This window comes from Terrabacter sp. Root85, from assembly GCF_001429185.1.
Taxonomy (GTDB): domain Bacteria; phylum Actinomycetota; class Actinomycetes; order Actinomycetales; family Dermatophilaceae; genus Terrabacter.
Genome location: NZ_LMIW01000012.1, coordinates 64,827 through 80,162, shown reverse-complemented (window position 1 = coordinate 80,162; position 15,336 = coordinate 64,827). Strand labels below are relative to the sequence as shown.

The 15,336-nt window shown below is 72.8% G+C and carries 16 protein-coding genes and 1 riboswitch; of the genes, 1 reads left to right on the top strand and 15 read right to left on the bottom strand.

The window, feature by feature from the left end; genetic code table 11:
• Positions 1-29 precede the first annotated feature (29 nt).
• A riboswitch (FMN riboswitch) is annotated at positions 30-160 on the bottom strand.
• Positions 161-380: 220 nt separating this feature from the next.
• The gene (locus ASE25_RS18230) at positions 381-740 is read left to right on the top strand and encodes a YciI family protein (RefSeq protein WP_056776520.1); all 360 of its coding nucleotides are present in this window, start codon (positions 381-383) and stop codon (positions 738-740) included.
• 27 nt (positions 741-767) lie between these two features.
• Here the strand turns inward: ASE25_RS18230 and rpe are convergent, their stop codons facing one another.
• The 15 genes from rpe to mihF form a co-directional block, all read right to left on the bottom strand.
• A complete protein-coding gene (gene rpe, locus ASE25_RS18225; RefSeq protein WP_056827037.1) occupies positions 768-1,424 on the bottom strand; it encodes a ribulose-phosphate 3-epimerase in 657 nt (218 codons plus the stop codon).
• A 29-nt stretch (positions 1,425-1,453) separates the two neighbouring features.
• Positions 1,454-2,233 (bottom strand): class I SAM-dependent methyltransferase, encoded by a 780-nt coding sequence (locus ASE25_RS18220; protein ID WP_056826939.1) that lies wholly within the window; start codon positions 2,231-2,233, stop codon positions 1,454-1,456.
• Positions 2,234-2,281: 48 nt separating this feature from the next.
• Positions 2,282-3,817, bottom strand: coding sequence for an RsmB/NOP family class I SAM-dependent RNA methyltransferase (locus tag ASE25_RS18215; protein ID WP_056776517.1), 1,536 nt, complete (start codon positions 3,815-3,817; stop codon positions 2,282-2,284).
• Positions 3,810-4,757: a methionyl-tRNA formyltransferase gene (gene fmt / locus ASE25_RS18210; RefSeq protein ID WP_056776515.1), complete on the bottom strand. Its 948-nt coding sequence runs from the start codon at positions 4,755-4,757 to the stop codon at positions 3,810-3,812. The genes ASE25_RS18215 and fmt overlap by 8 nt, the downstream gene beginning before the upstream one ends.
• A 1-nt stretch (position 4,758) precedes the next feature.
• Positions 4,759-5,304, bottom strand: coding sequence for a peptide deformylase (gene def / locus ASE25_RS18205; protein WP_020144002.1), 546 nt, complete (start codon positions 5,302-5,304; stop codon positions 4,759-4,761).
• Between the two features lie 39 nt (positions 5,305-5,343).
• Positions 5,344-6,702 (bottom strand): MFS transporter, encoded by a 1,359-nt coding sequence (locus ASE25_RS18200; RefSeq protein WP_056776512.1) that lies wholly within the window; start codon positions 6,700-6,702, stop codon positions 5,344-5,346.
• Positions 6,699-7,235 (bottom strand): transcriptional regulator, encoded by a 537-nt coding sequence (locus ASE25_RS18195; RefSeq protein ID WP_056776507.1) that lies wholly within the window; start codon positions 7,233-7,235, stop codon positions 6,699-6,701. Before ASE25_RS18195 ends, ASE25_RS18200 begins: the two co-directional genes overlap by 4 nt.
• Positions 7,236-7,314: 79 nt before the next feature.
• Positions 7,315-7,857 carry a dihydrofolate reductase family protein gene (locus ASE25_RS18190; protein ID WP_056776505.1) on the bottom strand — a complete coding sequence of 181 codons (543 nt, stop codon included), beginning with the start codon at positions 7,855-7,857 and terminating at the stop codon, positions 7,315-7,317.
• A gap of 50 nt (positions 7,858-7,907) precedes the next feature.
• Complete coding sequence (locus tag ASE25_RS18185; RefSeq protein WP_056826938.1) at positions 7,908-9,176, bottom strand: trans-acting enoyl reductase family protein; 1,269 nt, start codon at positions 9,174-9,176, stop codon at positions 7,908-7,910.
• A gap of 55 nt (positions 9,177-9,231) precedes the next feature.
• Positions 9,232-11,268 (bottom strand): primosomal protein N', encoded by a 2,037-nt coding sequence (locus ASE25_RS18180; protein WP_082622981.1) that lies wholly within the window; start codon positions 11,266-11,268, stop codon positions 9,232-9,234.
• Positions 11,269-11,284: 16 nt separating this feature from the next.
• Complete coding sequence (gene metK, locus ASE25_RS18175) at positions 11,285-12,508, bottom strand: methionine adenosyltransferase (RefSeq protein ID WP_056776501.1); 1,224 nt, start codon at positions 12,506-12,508, stop codon at positions 11,285-11,287.
• 94 nt (positions 12,509-12,602) lie between these two features.
• Positions 12,603-13,841 (bottom strand): bifunctional phosphopantothenoylcysteine decarboxylase/phosphopantothenate--cysteine ligase CoaBC, encoded by a 1,239-nt coding sequence (coaBC, locus tag ASE25_RS18170; RefSeq protein WP_056776498.1) that lies wholly within the window; start codon positions 13,839-13,841, stop codon positions 12,603-12,605.
• Between the two features lie 26 nt (positions 13,842-13,867).
• Positions 13,868-14,131: a DNA-directed RNA polymerase subunit omega gene (gene rpoZ / locus ASE25_RS18165; RefSeq protein WP_020143994.1), complete on the bottom strand. Its 264-nt coding sequence runs from the start codon at positions 14,129-14,131 to the stop codon at positions 13,868-13,870.
• A 101-nt stretch (positions 14,132-14,232) separates the two neighbouring features.
• Positions 14,233-14,853: a guanylate kinase gene (gene gmk / locus ASE25_RS18160; RefSeq protein WP_056776495.1), complete on the bottom strand. Its 621-nt coding sequence runs from the start codon at positions 14,851-14,853 to the stop codon at positions 14,233-14,235.
• Entirely contained in the window at positions 14,853-15,170 is a 318-nt protein-coding gene (gene mihF, locus ASE25_RS18155) for an integration host factor, actinobacterial type (RefSeq protein WP_020143992.1), read from the bottom strand. Before mihF ends, gmk begins: the two co-directional genes overlap by 1 nt.
• Positions 15,171-15,336: the final 166 nt, after the last annotated feature.

The window sequence follows — 15,336 nt, the reverse complement described above, 5'->3', positions numbered from 1 at the left end:
ATGCCGACGGCCCAGGCCACGACGGCCTGTTTCGTGCTGCCTCCCATCCGGACTTTCACCGTCGGTCCCGGAATTTCACCAGGTCAACCGGCCGCTGGATGCGGTCGGGTCGCGGACTTTAACCGCCGGCTCGGAATTACACCGACCCCGGAGCACGTAGAGCCAGTATGCACCCGCTTCCGTCGGCCGCGCACGCCGCGACCGCGTGATGGCCGCCACGGCAGCCGCGCCTGCCGTCCGTGACGGCGGCGCCCATGCGGTCAGGAGCACGGCCGCGCGACGGAGAATCGCTCCCGGACACCGTGTCGAAATCGCCCGTCCCCGTTCGTGTAGTAGGCATGACGCGGACAACAGGGTCCGCCGGACAGAAGGAGCCAGTCGTGGCCGAGTACCTCCTCTACTTCAACCAGCAGTGGGTGGGCGACCACTCCGAGGACTGGTTCCGCGGTCGCGGACCTCTCGCGATGGCGACCGTCGACGAGATGAAGGCTGCCGGCGTGTACGTCTTCGCCGGGGGTCTCGAGGAGGAGGATGGTCCCGTCTACCACGCCGATCCCTCCAGCGGCAGCGTGATGATCACCGACGGTCCCTACGTCGAGACGAAGGAGTTCCTCGGTGGCTTCGCCATCGTGGACGTGCCCGACGACGAGACCGCCAAGATGTGGGCCGGGAAGATCGCCGAGGCCTGCGGTTGGCCCCACGAGGTCCGCCGCTTCAAGCCGCAGCCGAAGGTCGACTGACCGCGGCGGGTCGCCGCGGCCGTCGGGTCAGTGCCGGTGCGTGAGAGCCAGCGCGCGCAGCTCGTCGACAGCGGCCGCGGCGTCCTCGGCGCCGTAGACCGCTGAGCCGGCGACGAACACGTCGGCTCCCGCCTCGGCGCACTGCTCGATCGTGTCGGCGCTGACGCCACCGTCGACCTGGATCCAGATCTCGCCGCCGTGGCGGCGCACCGCCTCGCGCACCTGGCGCACCTTGGGCATCTGGTCGGCCATGAAGGACTGCCCGCCGAAGCCGGGCTCGACCGTCATGACGAGCACCATGTCGAGGTCGGGCAGCAGGTCCTCGTAGGGCGCGAATGCCGTCCCGGGCTTGAGCGCCATCGACGCTCGAGCACCCGCGGCGCGCAGCGTCCGCGCCAGCGCGCGAGGGTCGCGTGCCGCCTCGACGTGGAAGGTCACCGACTGGCACCCCGCCTCGGCGTAGGCCGGCGCCCACCGGTCGGGGTCCTCGATCATGAGGTGCGCATCGATCGGGATCGGGCTCACCGCGAGCAGCGCCTCGACGACGGGCAGCCCGAGAGTGAGGTTCGGCACGAAGTGGGCGTCCATGACGTCGACGTGCGCCCAGTCGGCGTTCGAGATGCGCCCGAGCTCCGCCTCGAGGTTGGCGAAGTCGGCGGACAGGATGCTCGGTGAGATCTGCACGCGCACAGCCTAGGGGCGGGTGGCGGGCGTCAGGCACCGCCCTTGGTCCACACCGAGACGTGCGACTCCGACTCCGCCGTGAAAGGAGTGCGGTCCCAGTCCGCCCAGCGGTGCGTCAGGGTCAGGCTCGCGATGCGCGCCATGAGGTCGAGCTCCGACGGCCACACGTAGCGGTGCGCCGAGGCGGCATACCTCGCCAGCTCCCGACCCTGTGCGTCCTGTTGCCCCTCCCGGACGTAGTGGTGCGAGACCGACAGCTGCGACACGACGTCGACGGTGTCGAAGCCGACGTGGCGACTCCCGACGTGGAAGGGTACGGCGGTCTGGCCCGGCGGCATCCGACGCAGCTGCGGCACGAAGACCTCGACGACGAAGCACCCTCGAGGTGCAAGCTGTTCGGCGACGGTGCGGAAGCACTCGACCTGCTCGTCCTGGGTCAGCAGGTTCGTGATGGTGTTGTAGACGAGGTACGCGAGGCGGTAGCCGCTGCCCACCCGGGTGGTCGCCATGTCACCGATCGTCACCGCCAGCCGGTCACCACCCGGCTTGCGTCGCAGCTGCGCCACCATGGCCTCCGAGACGTCGATGCCGTGCACCTCGACGCCGCGCTCCGCGAGCGGCAGCGCGACCCGTCCCGTGCCGATCGCGAGCTCGAGGGCCGGCCCCTCCCCGGCGAGCTCGTGGAGCACGTCGACCGTGGGACCGAGGACGGCCGGCGCGAACATGTGGGCCGATCCCGCGTCGTACGTCGGTGCGACCTTCTCGTCGAAGGAGCTGGGCTCGAGGTCGTCGGTCGCGTATGCCGCCACGGCCCCACCATGCCCATCGCCAGGTCCGCGCGCGAGCGCTTTTCGGGCCTACCGCTTGCGCAGCAGGGCGAAGAACATGGCGTCGGTGCCATGGACGTGCGGCCAGAGCTGGACGTAGGGCCCCTCGCCGAGACCCGGCAGCTCGCGTCCGGAGGCGTCGACGAAGAGCGGGCGTGCGTCGACGAGCTCGACGTCGTCGCGCCGCTTGAGGATGTCGGTGACGACGAAGCGCGTCTCGTTGAGGTGCGGGCTGCACGTCGCGTAGCCGACGAGGCCCCCGGTCGCGGTGGCCTCGATGCCGGACTCGAGCAGCTCGCGCTGCAGCCCGGCCAGGGCGGCCACGTCGCCGGGGCCACGCCGCCAGCGCGCCTCGGGTCGTCGTCGCAGGGCTCCGAGACCCGTGCACGGGGCGTCGATGAGGACGCGGCTGAAGCCGCCCGGTTCGAGCTCGCCGAGCTCCCGGCCGTCTCCGTGTCGCACCTTGAGGCTCGTGTCGAGCTCGCGCGCCTCGGCACGAGCCGCGGCCAGGGTCTGCCAGACGAGGTCGGCACGGTGCTCGCTGATCTCGTTGGCCACGAAGGGGATCCGTCGCTCGATGGCGAGGGCTGCGAGCAGTCCCGCCTTGCCGCCAGGGCCTGCGCAGAGGTCGAGCCACCGCTCGTGCTCGGCGGCCCCACCCTCGGTGTCGGCGGCAGCGAGGGCGAGGACGAGCAGCTGCGAGCCCTCGTCCTGGACCGCGGCCCGCCCGTCGCGTACGGCAGAGATGGCTCCCGGGTCCCCCTCCGGCAGCGTCGCACCGACGGGGCTGAGCCCGGAGCGCTCCGCGCCGGCGTCCTCGAGCTCGTCGAGCGAGGCGAGGCCGGGTCGCGCGACGAGCGACACCTTGGCGGCGGCGTTGTCGCTCTCGAGCAACGCCGTCAGCGACTCCTCGACGTCGTCCGGACCTGCGGCGCCGTGCCCGATCAGGGCGGCCCGGAGTGCCTTGGCGATCCACACGGGGTGCGACGTGCGCAGCGCCAGGCGCTCGACCGGGTCGACGACGTCGCGAGTGACCAGGTCGATCCACTCGTCCGGCTCGCGCTCGCTGATGCGCCGCATGACGGCGTTGACGAAGCCGGCCGCGCCGGCCCCGTTGACCTGCCGGGCCAGGGCCACGGTCTCGTCGACGGCCGCATGGCTGGGGACGCGCATGCCGAGCAGCTGGTGCGCACCGAGCCGCAGGGTGTCGAGCACGTTGGCATCGATCTTGTCGACGGGCCGACCCGCGGCGGACGCGATGATCGCGTCGTAGAGGCCGGAGAGTCGCGTGGCCCCGTAGACGAGCTCGGTGGCGAAGCCGGCGTCCCGCCCGCTGATCCGCTTGTCGCGCAACAGCTTCGGCAGCGTGAGGTTGGCGTAGGCGCCGTCGGCGACCTCACGCATCGCGGTGTAGGCGGCGAGCCGGGGCGCATCTGTGCGCCGGGCCCGCTCGGACGGTCGCTGCTCGGAACGGTGGCCGGCAGAGCGCTCGCGAGCCTGCGGCCGCTGGCGCTCTCCGCGGCGCCCGTCGCCCGGTCGACCGCCGCCCCGTCGCTCGTCACTCATCGCCGACCCCCTCCCCTGCCTCGATGCGCGTGCCTCGGGCCCAGTCTGCGGCCGCCATCGGCTTCTTGCCGTGCGCCTGCACCGTGCCCAGACGGATCGGGTCGCTGCCCGTGCCGACGAAGACGGCCTTCTTCGTCACGAGGAGCGTGCCGGCTCCGAGCGGGGCGGAGTCGGGGACCTCTCCGGCGTCGACCACGTTCACCGGCGAGACCTTGAGCCGCTCGCCGCGGAAGGTGGTCCACGCGCCCGGCGCGGGCGTGCAGCCGCGCACGAGCCGGTCGACAGCGGTCGCCGGACGCGTCCACACGATGCGGGCGTCCTCGACCTCGATCTTCGGTGCGAGCGAGACGCCCTCGGACGGCTGGGGGACGGCCACGAGGTCGCCCGACTCGAGGCCGTCCAGGGTCGCGACGAGCAGGCCGGCCCCGGCTCCCGACAGCCGACCCAGCAGGTCGCCGGCGGTGTCGGTGGGCCGGATCGTCTCGGTCATGACGCCGAGCACCGGCCCGGTGTCGAGACCGCGCTCGATGACGAACGTCGACGCACCGGTCACCTCGTCGCCGGCCATGATCGCGTGCTGGACCGGTGCCGCGCCACGCCAGGCGGGCAGGAGCGAGAAGTGCAGGTTGATCCAGCCGAGACGCGGGATCGCGAGCGCGACGGGTGGGATGAGGTTGCCGTAGGCCACGACCGGGCACGCGTCGGGTGCGAGAGCCGTGAGGGCGTCGAGGAAGTCGGGGTCCTTGACGCGCGTCGGGGTGAGCACCGGGATCCCGAGCTCCTCGGCCCGGCGACGGACGGGCGAGGCCTCGAGCCGCCGACCACGGCCCGAGGGTGCGTCGGGGCGGGTGACGACGCCGACGAGCTCGTGGCTCGAGGACGCGATGGCATCGAGGCTCGGCACCGCCGCCTCGGGGGTGCCTGCGAAGACGACTCTCATCTCACATCGCCCGGCCGAAGGTCGAGTGCGGGCTGATCCGTACCTCGGGCGGGTCCTCGGCGAACCACTCCGCCGCACGGATGGCCCGCATCGCCTCACGGCGCGCCTCGGGGTCGAGCCGGTCGAGGAAGAGGATGCCGTCGAGGTGGTCGGTCTCGTGCTGGACGCAGCGGGCGAGCAGCTGCGTGCCCTCGAGCACGACGGGTTCGCCCCACATGTTCTGCCCCTTGGCCACGACCGACAGGGCCCGCTTGGTGTCGAACGCCAGGCCGGGGATCGAGAGGCACCCCTCGGGACCGTCCTGCTCGTCGTCGGAGAGGTCGAGGACGGGGTTGACGAGGTGGCCGAGCACGCCGTCGACCCAGTAGGTGAAGACGCGGAGGCCGACTCCGATCTGGGGGGCCGCGAGGCCGGCGCCGGGGGCGTCGAGCATCGTGTCCTCGAGGTCCTTGACGAGCACGCGCAGCTGCTTGTCGAAGTCGGTGACCTCGGCGGCGGCGGTCCGCAGGACCGGGTCACCGAAGAGTCGGATGTCCTTGATCGACACAGGTCTCCAGGGGTCGGGAAGGCGTGGGGCGCCGCCAGTCTAGGACCGCGACGGCTCGTCGGCCGCCGCACCGGTGGCGTCACGGGTCGCGTCACGGGTCGCGTCACCGGTCGCGTCACCGGTCGCGTCACCGGTCGCCACGCCCGCGGCGGGTCCGACCGCGGCTGGGTCCTCGCTGCTGCGGCCCAGCTCGCGCACCGAACGGGACAGCAGGGCAGAGAGGGAGACGACGACGTAGACGCCGGCGCTGACGAGCATCAGCACCTCGGTGTCGACGGTCGTCGCCAGCCAGCCGTAGAGGAACGTCCCGATGGGGATGGCGACGAACGACCCGAGGGCGTCGTAGCTCGAGACCCGCGACAGCACCTGGACGGGGACGTGCTCGTGCAGGGCCGTGCTCCACCCGACGCCGAAGACCTCCACCGCGGCCCCGGCGAGGAAGAACCCGATGGCGACGGGCACGATCGCCGGCGCGGCGCCCAGGAGCACCATGGGGACGGCGAGCACGCAGATGGCGAGCATCCCGGCGCGCAACGGTCGCCGCAGCTGCAGCCGCAGCATGACGAGGGTCATCAGGACGGTGCCGACGGCCTCGGCGCTGAGCACGATGCCCCACCCTGCTTCGCCGATCGAGGCCGTCGACTTGGCGATGAGCGGACCGAGCACCCCGATGACGCCGGCGTGGATGGCGTTCGTCAGCCCGAATGCGAGGACGATGACCCAGAGCCACTCGCGGCGGGTGAACTCGCTCCACCCCTCGCGCAGCTCGCGCACCATCGAGTGGTGCGGCCCACCCGCCTCCTGGGACCGGCGGGGCAGACCGACGCGCGTCAGGCAGACGATGGCGACGGCATACGTCAGCGCGTCTGCGGCCAGGGCCCACCCGGGTCCGACGCCGACGACGAGCAGGCCGGCGATCGCCGGTCCGATGATGGACAGGCCGCTGCGGCTGAAGGACAGCAGGGCGTTGGCCTGCTGGAGCCGGGAGCGGTCGACGACGAGCGGGACCATGCCCATCATCGCGGGCATGGTGAACGCCGACACGGCGCCGTTGACGCCCTCGATGACGGTCACCTGGGTCAGGGTCGCGTCGCCGCTGATGATGAGGTACGCCGCGAGCGCCTGGGTCAGGCACGTGAGGACGTGCGAGACCTGGAGCACGACGATGCGCGAGAAGCGGTCGGCGACGACTCCACCCACGAGGAGGAAGACGACCATCGTCAGGGTGCGCACCCCGAGCACCTGCGCGAGGGCCGCCGCCGACTGGTCGATGTGGAGGACGGCGAACGCGAGGGCGACGGGCACCATGACGTTGCCGGCCGTCGAGACCGTGCGCGCCGTGAAGTACCACGCGAACCTGCTGTCGGACAGGGCACCCATCGACTCGCGGACCTTCATGAGCTCTCGCTCCCGTCCCGGAGCCGGAACGCAGCCACGGACAGGGCGGCCCGGACGGTGCCCTCGGTGCGCGGCGGGCGCGCCGACGCGTGCAGCAGGGCGCTCGCCTCGTCGACGAGCGTCGTGACCTGCTCCCAGACCTCCGGCTCGACCCAGAGGTCGGCGTCAGTGAAACGGCTCGGCGCGCCGGGAGCGAGCTCGAGGTAGCGCCGCGGGATCATCTCGGCGAACACGCGCACATAGGCGAGCCGGTCCTCGTCACGAGTGCCCGGCGGACGCACGACCGGCGCGTCCCACGCGTGGCGGTACTTCTTGGCCTTGCCGCCGCGCACCGTCTCCTCCGCGGCGACCTCGAGCAGGCCTGCGGCGTGCAGCAGGCGCAGGTGGTAGCTGGCGTTGGCCTGGGTGACGTCGAGCTCGCGCGCGACCTCGGCGGCACTCAGCTCGGCGCCGGTCAGCAGCGAGAGCATCTGCAGCCGCAGCGGGTGGGCCGTGGCGCGCAGGTCGCTGATCCGCTCTTCCTCCAAAGACATGTTTGGGAGTATGCCGTCCGGCCGGGCCAACCGTCAAGCATTCCTTTGGAGGTCGTCCCTGACGATGGGTCGGGAAACCTCAGCCCTGACCGTAGGCGAGGTGCACGACGCCGCTGTCGTAGGCCTCGGTCTCGAGCAGGCGCAGTCCCGAGACGGCCTCGTCGGTGAAGAGCCGCTCCCCCGCGCCGAGGACGACGGGGAAGACGAAGAGGTGCAGGCCGTCGACGAGCCCGTCCCGCAGCATGGCCCGGACGAGCGTGCCGCTGCCGCTGACGTAGAGCGAGCCGTCGACCTCGTCGCGGAGCGAGCGGAGGGCGTCCGCGTCGTACGGGCCGATGACGCGGGAGTTGTTCCAGTCGGGGTCGCGCAGCGTCGAGGAGACGACGTTCTTGCGGGCACCGTTGAAGAAGGCCGCACCGGGGTCGTCGTCGTCGCTGCGCGCCGACCAGGCCGGGGCGAACATCTCGTACGTCCGCCGCCCGAGGAGCAGCTCGGAGCCCGGGCCGGTGAGCCGCGCGATGGCCTCGCCCATCCTCGGGTCGAAGGGGAACTCGGCCGTCCAGCTCGGGCTCTCGTACACCCCGTCGAGCGAGATGAACTCGTGGACCTCGATGCGTCCCATGTGGTGCCTCCTGTCAGTCGGTGCTGTTCGGTCGTGCTGTTCGGTGGTGGTCAGTCGTTCGGCTGGTCGTCGCGCTCGACGTCGAAGGTGAAGCCCTGGGCCCGCAGCCGCTCGACGAGGACCTCGCCGAGGGCCGTGGCGGGCGTGCAGACACCGGCCCGGCGCGGCAGGCCCTCGTCCAGCGCCAGGGCGAGCGCGGTCTGTCCGAGCATGACCGCCGTACCGCCGTAGCCCGGGTCGTAGTCGGCGCCGACCCGCGTGCGGTAGCGCGCACCCGTCGTCGTCGTGGAGCGGATCTCGAGGCGGAAGCGTCCGGCGGCCTGCGCCTCGGGGCTCGGGCCCTCGCCCGGCTTGGGCAGGAAGCGGTCGATGACGGCCCGCGTCGGACGGAACGCCATACCGGCCACGACGCCGCCGAGTCCGACCGCCATCCCGCCGGCCAGGACCGGCGACATCGGGCCCGAGCCGAAGTCGGTCGCCTCGCGGTAGCGCAGGTCGCGACCGTAGGACCAGTCGGTCAGCGTGTTCGACAGTCGCACGATCCGGGTGTTGAACGCCGCCATGACGAACGGCCCGGTCCATCGTCCCGTCGACGGGTCGCGGTCGACGGGCACGAGCCGGCGCAGCCGATCGAGGACACCGCTGGACGCCCGGCGACCCGAGGACGGCTCCTCGGCGCGTCGGGGGCTCAACGCGTACGAGTCGCCGAGCACGCGGCGGGCGCCGGCGTCCGCCCGGGCCGTGATGGCCTGCTGTCGGGCGGAGTCGATGGTGCCGCCGGAGAAGCCACCCTTGAGCGACCGGACGAGCAGCGTCGTCTCGGCGAGCGTGCCCTCGCCGTCCGCGGCCACGCGCTGGGCCGTCGTCAGGACGCCGAGGTCGGAGGGGATGGAGTCGAAGCCGCACGCGTGCACGACGGCGGCGCCGGTCTCGCGGGCCCGGGCGTCCAGCTCGTCGAGGGACCACCGCACGAAGAGCACCTCACCCGTGAGGTCGGCGTAGTGCGTCCCCGACTCGGCGCAGGCCCGCGCCACCTCCTTGCCGTACGTCGCGTACGGGCCGACCGTCGTGGCGAGCACGCGCGTGCGCCCGGCGAGGGAGCGGAGCGCGGGAGCGTCCGTCGCGTCCACGGCCACGAGCTCCCAGGCGGCCGCGGCCCGCCCGAGCTCGACGCGCAGCGCCTCGAGCTTGGGACGCGACCTGCCCGCCAGAGCGATCCGGACGTCAGGCCCCGCGTGGGCGGCGAGGTGGGCGGCGGTCAGTGCCCCGACGAAGCCGGTGGCGCCGTAGAGGACGATGTCGAGCTCGCGTTCGGGCATGCCGTCACTCTGTCACGGCGGCGTGCCCGAGACGCCTCGGAGACGCGACGGCAGGTCAGAACGTGTCGAGCGGGTCGACCCGCACGGCCACGACGTCCGTTTCCTTGCGAGCCGAACGGAAGGCCTTGAGCGCCAGCAGGGCCCGGGTCAGCGACTCGGTCTCGGAGGCCGGCACGCGGACGAGCACGTGGTGGTCGGCGACGGCACGTTCGAGCTCCCCGTCGGCCGGGGCACGGCGGGGAGGTGCACCCGCGTGCGAGAGCCGGACCGGGCCGAGCACCTGGGCGACGTCGGGCAGGTCGGCCTGTCCGAGCGCCTCCTCGAGCGGGCGCCGGCCACCGGTCAGCTGGGCCACGCGCACGGCCGGCGGAAGGCCGAGCTCACGCCGCTCCGCCAGCTCGCGGGCCGCGAGCCAGGCGGGGTCCCACCGCACGAGCGCCTCGACGGCCGGCAGCGCCACGGCCTCCGGGGCGCCGCTCAGCACCACGGCACGCCCCTCGCGGGCCAGTGCCGCCGCGGCCATCCACCGCCGCACTGCCTCGAGCGGCGCGTCGAGCACGGGCAGGTCCAGGCTCGCCCACGCATCGAGCAGCAGCACGGCGGTGTAGCCGCCGTCGGCGACCGGCTCGGCCCCCGGCGTCGCGATGACGAGGGACGGCTCGCGCCCGACGACGGCGAGCACCTCGCCGGAGCCCGACGTGTGGACCGGGAAACCCGGGAAGGCGCGCCCGATCTCCTCCGCCGTGCGCCGGGCGCCCGTGATCGAGGAACGCAGCCGACGCGAGCCGCAGTGGCCGCACTCGAAGCCGTGGCCGCTCAGCGCCAGGCCGCACCACCGGCAGGCCGGGGCCGTCCCGGAGGCTCCGAGCGCCACCGGCCCCTGGCAGCGCACGCACCGCACCGGAGTGCGGCACTCGGCGCAGCTGAGCGACGGCAGGTAGCCGCGGCGCGGCACCTGGACGAGGACCGGTCCGTCGACGAGGGCGTCCTTGGCGACGCGCCACGCGCGTGAGGGGATGTGGGCCCGGGAAGCCGGGCCGTCGCGCTCCTCGTCGACCCCCTCACCGGCGATGGTGACGCGTGGTGCGGCCGCGCGCACGGTCGCGGCATCGGCCTCGACCGGCACGAGCGCGCCCGCCTCGACGGCCACCTGGACGCGCAGGCTCCGCCCGAACCCTCCGGTGAGCAGGGCGGCGCCGGTCGCGGACGCCCTCAGCCCGAGCACGACGCCCACGTGGTGGTAGGGCGCCCGCGGCTCGGCGAGCAGGTCGTCGCCGTCGTCCCACCACGCGACGAGGCCGAGGTCGTGGACGGGGGCGAAGGCGGCCGCGCGCGTGCCGATGACGACCCGGACGTGGCCGCGGAGCACCTTGAGCCAAGCGGTGTAGCGCGCCTGCGGACCCTGGTCCGAGGTGAGCCGCACGTGGCGCCCCTTGCCGAGCACGGCGGTCAGGGCGGCGTCGAGCCGGTCGACGTCCCGGTGGTCGGGCACGACGACGAGCGCGCCCCGGCCCGCGGCCAGTGCCGTGGCCACGGCGACGGCGAGCGCCGCCGGCCAGTCCGCGTCTCCTGCGCGTCCCGGCAGGGCGGTCCACGCCGCGGCGGGACCCTCCCCGGAGGCGACCCGACGCAGCCACGCCGGCCCGGCCGGGTAGGCCGCCCACGCACCGGGGTCGGGTGCTGCGAGCTCGTCCTGGGGCGGGCACTCCATCGGGAGGTTGCGCTCGGCCGTGGCGTGGCGCTTGGGCACCGCGAGGCGGAGGACGTCGCTCAGGGTGCCGGCATACCGGTCGGCGACGGCGCGGCAGAGGGCGAGGACCTCGGGGGTCAGCACCGGCTCGGCGCTGACGACCCGGCGCAGCGGCGTCAGCCGGCCGTCGTGCAGGGGCTGGTCCCGCCGCTCGACGACGAAGCCGTCGAGCTCGCGACCCGAGAAGCGCACCCGCACGCGCGCGCCGGGCACGGCGTCGGCATCGAGCTCCTCGGGTACGGCGTACTCGAAGACGCGGTCGAGGTGCGCCAGCGGGGTCTCCACGACGACGGCAGCGACCGGCCGTCCGGCCGGTCGCTGCTTGGTCTCGTCGTCGCCCACGGGGGCGAATCTAGCCTCAGCCGGAGACGGCCGTGCGCAGGGCCTCGATGCGGTCGGTGCGCTCCCACGTGAACGGGTTCTCGACGCCGTCGGCCTTGGTGCGACCGAAGTGGCCGTAGGCGGCCGTCGGGCGGTAGATCGGGCGCAGCAGGTCGAGCGCGTCGACGATGGCGGCCGGGCGCAGGTCGAAGACGTCGCCGATGGCCTGCTGGATCTTGTCGACCGGGACGGTCTCGGTGCCGAAGGTCTCGATGTAGAGGCCGACCGGCTGCGCCTTGCCGATGGCGTAGGCGACCTGGACCTCGCAGCGACGGGCGAGGCCCGCGGCGACGACGTTCTTGGCGACCCAGCGCATGGCGTACGCCGCCGAGCGGTCGACCTTGCTCGGGTCCTTGCCCGAGAAGGCACCGCCGCCGTGGCGGGCCATGCCGCCGTAGGTGTCGACGATGATCTTGCGTCCGGTCAGGCCGGCGTCGCCCATCGGGCCACCGATCTCGAAGCGACCGGTCGGGTTGATCAGGGCCCGGTAGCTCGACACGTCGAGGTCGGTGCCGCTCTCGCGCAGCTCCGCGAGGACGGGCTCGATGACGTGGGCGCGGATGTCGGGCTCGAGCATGCCCTCGAGCGAGACGTCGGGGGCGTGCTGGGTCGAGAGCACGACGGTGTCGAGGGAGACGGCGCGGTCGCCCTCGTAGGCGATGGTGACCTGCGTCTTGCCATCGGGACGCAGGTAGGCGAGCTCGTCGCTCTTGCGCACCTGCGTCAGGCGCTCCGAGAGGCGGTGGGCCAGGTGGATCGGCAGCGGCATGAGCTCGGCCGTGTCGTCGCACGCGTAGCCGAACATCAGGCCCTGGTCGCCGGCGCCCTGCTTGTCGAGCAGGTCGTCGACGTCACCCGTGCGGTGCTCGTGCGCCGTGTCGACGCCCTGGGCGATGTCGGGCGACTGCGCACCGATGGAGATCGAGACGCCGCAGGTCCGCCCGTCGAAGCCCTTCTGCGAGCCGTCGTAGCCGACCTCGAGGATGGTCTCGCGCACGATCTTCGGGATCTCGACGTAGGCCGTCGTGGACACCTCGCCGGCGACGTGGACGAGCCCGGTCGTGACCATCGTCTCGACCGCGACGCGCGCCTGCGGGTCGTCGGTGAGCAGCGCGTCGAGGATCGAGTCGCTGATCTGGTCGCAGATCTTGTCCGGGTGTCCCTCGGTGACGGACTCGGACGTGAACAGACGTGCGGACACTTGCTCTCCCTCGGTCGGGTGCGGAGTTGGTGCGGGTGGTTCGGCGGCCCCGGTCCTGCGGATGGCAGGCCATGCTGGGGCGAGAGTCTAGTGCTCAGTCGAGCAGGGGCGAGATGGTGTCCCACAGCGCGGTGGCGACGGCGTCCTTGGAGGTCGGTCCGACCGTCGTCGCCTCGTCGCTGCCGCGCCGGAGCAGGTGCACCGTCGTGTCGTCCTTGCCGAAGGTCAGGTCGGCGCCGACCTCGTTGACGACCTGCAGGTCGCTGCCCTTCCGGGCGAACTTCGCCCGCGCGTGGTCCATGACGCTGCCGTGGGCATCGCCCGTCTCGGCGGCGAAGCTGACGATGAACGGCGTGCCCGTCCCACGGGCGTCGCGCTCCGCGACGAGCCCACGGACGATGTCGGGGTTCTCGACGAGCTCGACCCGCAGGCCGGCGTCGGGGTCGGAGGACTTCTTGATCTTGCTCTCGCTCACGAGCGCCGGGCGGAAGTCGGCCGGAGCCGCGGCCATGACGACGACGTCGGCATCCGACGCCGCCTCCTCGACCGCCCGCTGCAGCTCGAGCGTCGTCTCGACCCGCACGACGTCGATGCCCTCGGGCACCGGGACCGCGACGTTGGCGGCCACGAGGATGACCTTCGCCCCGCGCTCGGCGGCGGCGCGAGCGATGGCCACGCCCTGCTTGCCGGACGAGCGGTTGCCGAGGTAGCGCACCGGGTCGAGCGGCTCGCGCGTGCCACCGGCGGACACGACGACGCGGCGGCCCTCGAGGTCGCGCAGCGGCGCCCCGGCCACCGCGGTCCCGTCACCCGAGACGATCGCGAGGCATGCGGCATACAGCGCTTCGGGCTCGGGGAGGCGGCCGGCGCCGGAGTCCTTGCCCGTGAGGCGACCCACCGCTGGCTCGATGACGTGCGCTCCGCGCGAGCGCAGCGTGGCGACGTTGGCCTGCGTGGCCGGGTGCTCCCACATCTCCGTGTGCATGGCCGGCGCGAAGGCCACCGGGCACCGGGCGGTGAGCAGGGTGTTGGTCAGGAGGTCGTCGGCCAGGCCGTGTGCGGCCTTGGCGAGCAGGTCGGCCGTGGCCGGTGCGACGACGACGAGGTCGGCCGCCTGGCCGATGCGCACGTGCGGGACCTCGTGCACGGACGTCCACACCTCGGTGCTGACGGGCTTGCCCGAGAGGGCGGACCACGTCGGCGCCCCGACGAACTGGAGCGCCGCCGCAGTGGGCACGACCGTGACGTCGTGCCCGTGCTCGGTGAACAGCCGGAGCAGCGAGCACGCCTTGTAGGCGGCGATGCCGCCACTCACCCCGAGGACGACGCGCATCGGCTGCTCCGGACCCGTCGGGGTGCTCAGGCCTCGGTGGGCGTCGAGGTCAGCAGGCCCTCGTTGATCTCGCGCAGCGCGATCGACAGCGGCTTCTCGTGGACCTCGGTCTCGACGAGCGGGCCGACGTAGTCGAGCAGGCCCTCCTGCAGCTGGGAGTAGTAGGCGTTGATCTGACGGGCGCGCTTGGCGGAGTAGATGACGAGCGCGTACTTCGAGTCGGCGGCGGTCAGGAGGTCGTCGATCGGCGGGTTGGTGATGCCGATGGGAGCAGCCTGGGTACCGGACACAGTGATCTCGTTTCGTTGGTTTCAGCGGGCTTGAGGTGTGTGCCGCTACGTCGACGGCGGTGCGGTCGTATGCCGTCGGCTGGCACACATCACGTCGGGACTCACCGGTCGGTGCGTCCCGATCTCATCAATGATACGAGTTCTTCGCTGGCCCGACGAACATCGTCGTTGACGATGACCTCGTCGAACTCGCTCTGGGCCGCCATCTCGCCCCGTGCGGTGGACAGGCGCCGCTCGCGCTCGGCCTCGTCCTCGGTGCCGCGGCCGACGAGCCGGCGCACCAGCTCGTCCCAGCTCGGCGGTGCGAGGAAGACGAAGAGTGCCTCGGGCCACGTGTCGCGCACCTGGCGCGCGCCCTGCAGGTCGATCTCGAGCAGGGCGTCGCGGCCCTCGCGGATGACACGCTCGACCGGACCCCGCGGCGTGCCGTACTTGGCGGCGCCGTGGACGACGGCGTACTCGAGGAACTCCCCCGCCTCGACCAGACGGTCGAACTCGTGGTCGTCGACGAAGTGGTAGTGCACCCCGTCGACCTCGCCCGGTCGCGGTCGGCGGGTCGTCATCGAGACGGAGAACCAGACGCCCGGGAAGTGCGTGCGCACGTAGGCCGCGATGGTGCCCTTGCCGACCGCGGTGGGGCCGGCGAGCACCGTGAGCCGACCACGCCGGGGGGCTGCTGCGTCGTGCTGGGGCTCCGCGGGCGACGTCGGGTCAGCCGACATCACGGCTTCTCGAAGCGGTGGAGCAGGGCTGCGACCTGGTTGGCCCCGAGCCCACGCACGCGTCGCGACTCGGCGATGCCGACCTCGGCCATGATCGCCTTGGCGCGGACGCGGCCGACGCCGGGCATCGACTCGAGCAGCTCGGTGACCTTCATCTTGCCGATGACCGGGTCGGCCTTGCCGTCCTCGAGGACCTCGGAGAGCGAGCCGCTGGAGTACTTGAGCCGGTTCTTGACCGCTGCTCGCTCCCGACGTGCGGCTGCAGCCTTCTCGAGTGCTGCGGCCCGTTGCTCAGGGGTGAGCGGTGGAAGCGCCACGGTCTTCGGTCTCCTCGCTGCCTGCGGGGAGCGCCCTGCGCCCCCTGCCGTTCTTCACGTCTCGCGTGTTGTCTCCGCCGAACCTAGCGATCCGGCCGTGCGCGCCGCAACGCGGGGGCCGTGCCGGGACACCTCCCGCTGCCCTCCTGCCGCCCTGCCGCTGCCG

Bases quoted from the DNA above. Each gene is read 5' to 3' on its own strand.
- ASE25_RS18215 (WP_056776517.1), bottom strand. From the start codon at position 3,817: ATGAGTGACGAGCGACGGGGCGGCGGTCGACCGGGCGACGGGCGCCGC.
- fmt (WP_056776515.1), bottom strand. From the start codon at position 4,757: ATGAGAGTCGTCTTCGCAGGCACCCCCGAGGCGGCGGTGCCGAGCCTC.
- ASE25_RS18200 (WP_056776512.1), bottom strand. From the start codon at position 6,702: ATGAAGGTCCGCGAGTCGATGGGTGCCCTGTCCGACAGCAGGTTCGCG.
- ASE25_RS18195 (WP_056776507.1), bottom strand. From the start codon at position 7,235: ATGTCTTTGGAGGAAGAGCGGATCAGCGACCTGCGCGCCACGGCCCAC.
- ASE25_RS18190 (WP_056776505.1), bottom strand. From the start codon at position 7,857: ATGGGACGCATCGAGGTCCACGAGTTCATCTCGCTCGACGGGGTGTAC.
- ASE25_RS18185 (WP_056826938.1), bottom strand. From the start codon at position 9,176: ATGCCCGAACGCGAGCTCGACATCGTCCTCTACGGCGCCACCGGCTTC.
- coaBC (WP_056776498.1), bottom strand. From the start codon at position 13,841: ATGCGCGTCGTCCTCGGGGTGAGTGGCGGCATCGCCGCCTACAAGGCG.
- gmk (WP_056776495.1), bottom strand. From the start codon at position 14,853: ATGTCGGCTGACCCGACGTCGCCCGCGGAGCCCCAGCACGACGCAGCA.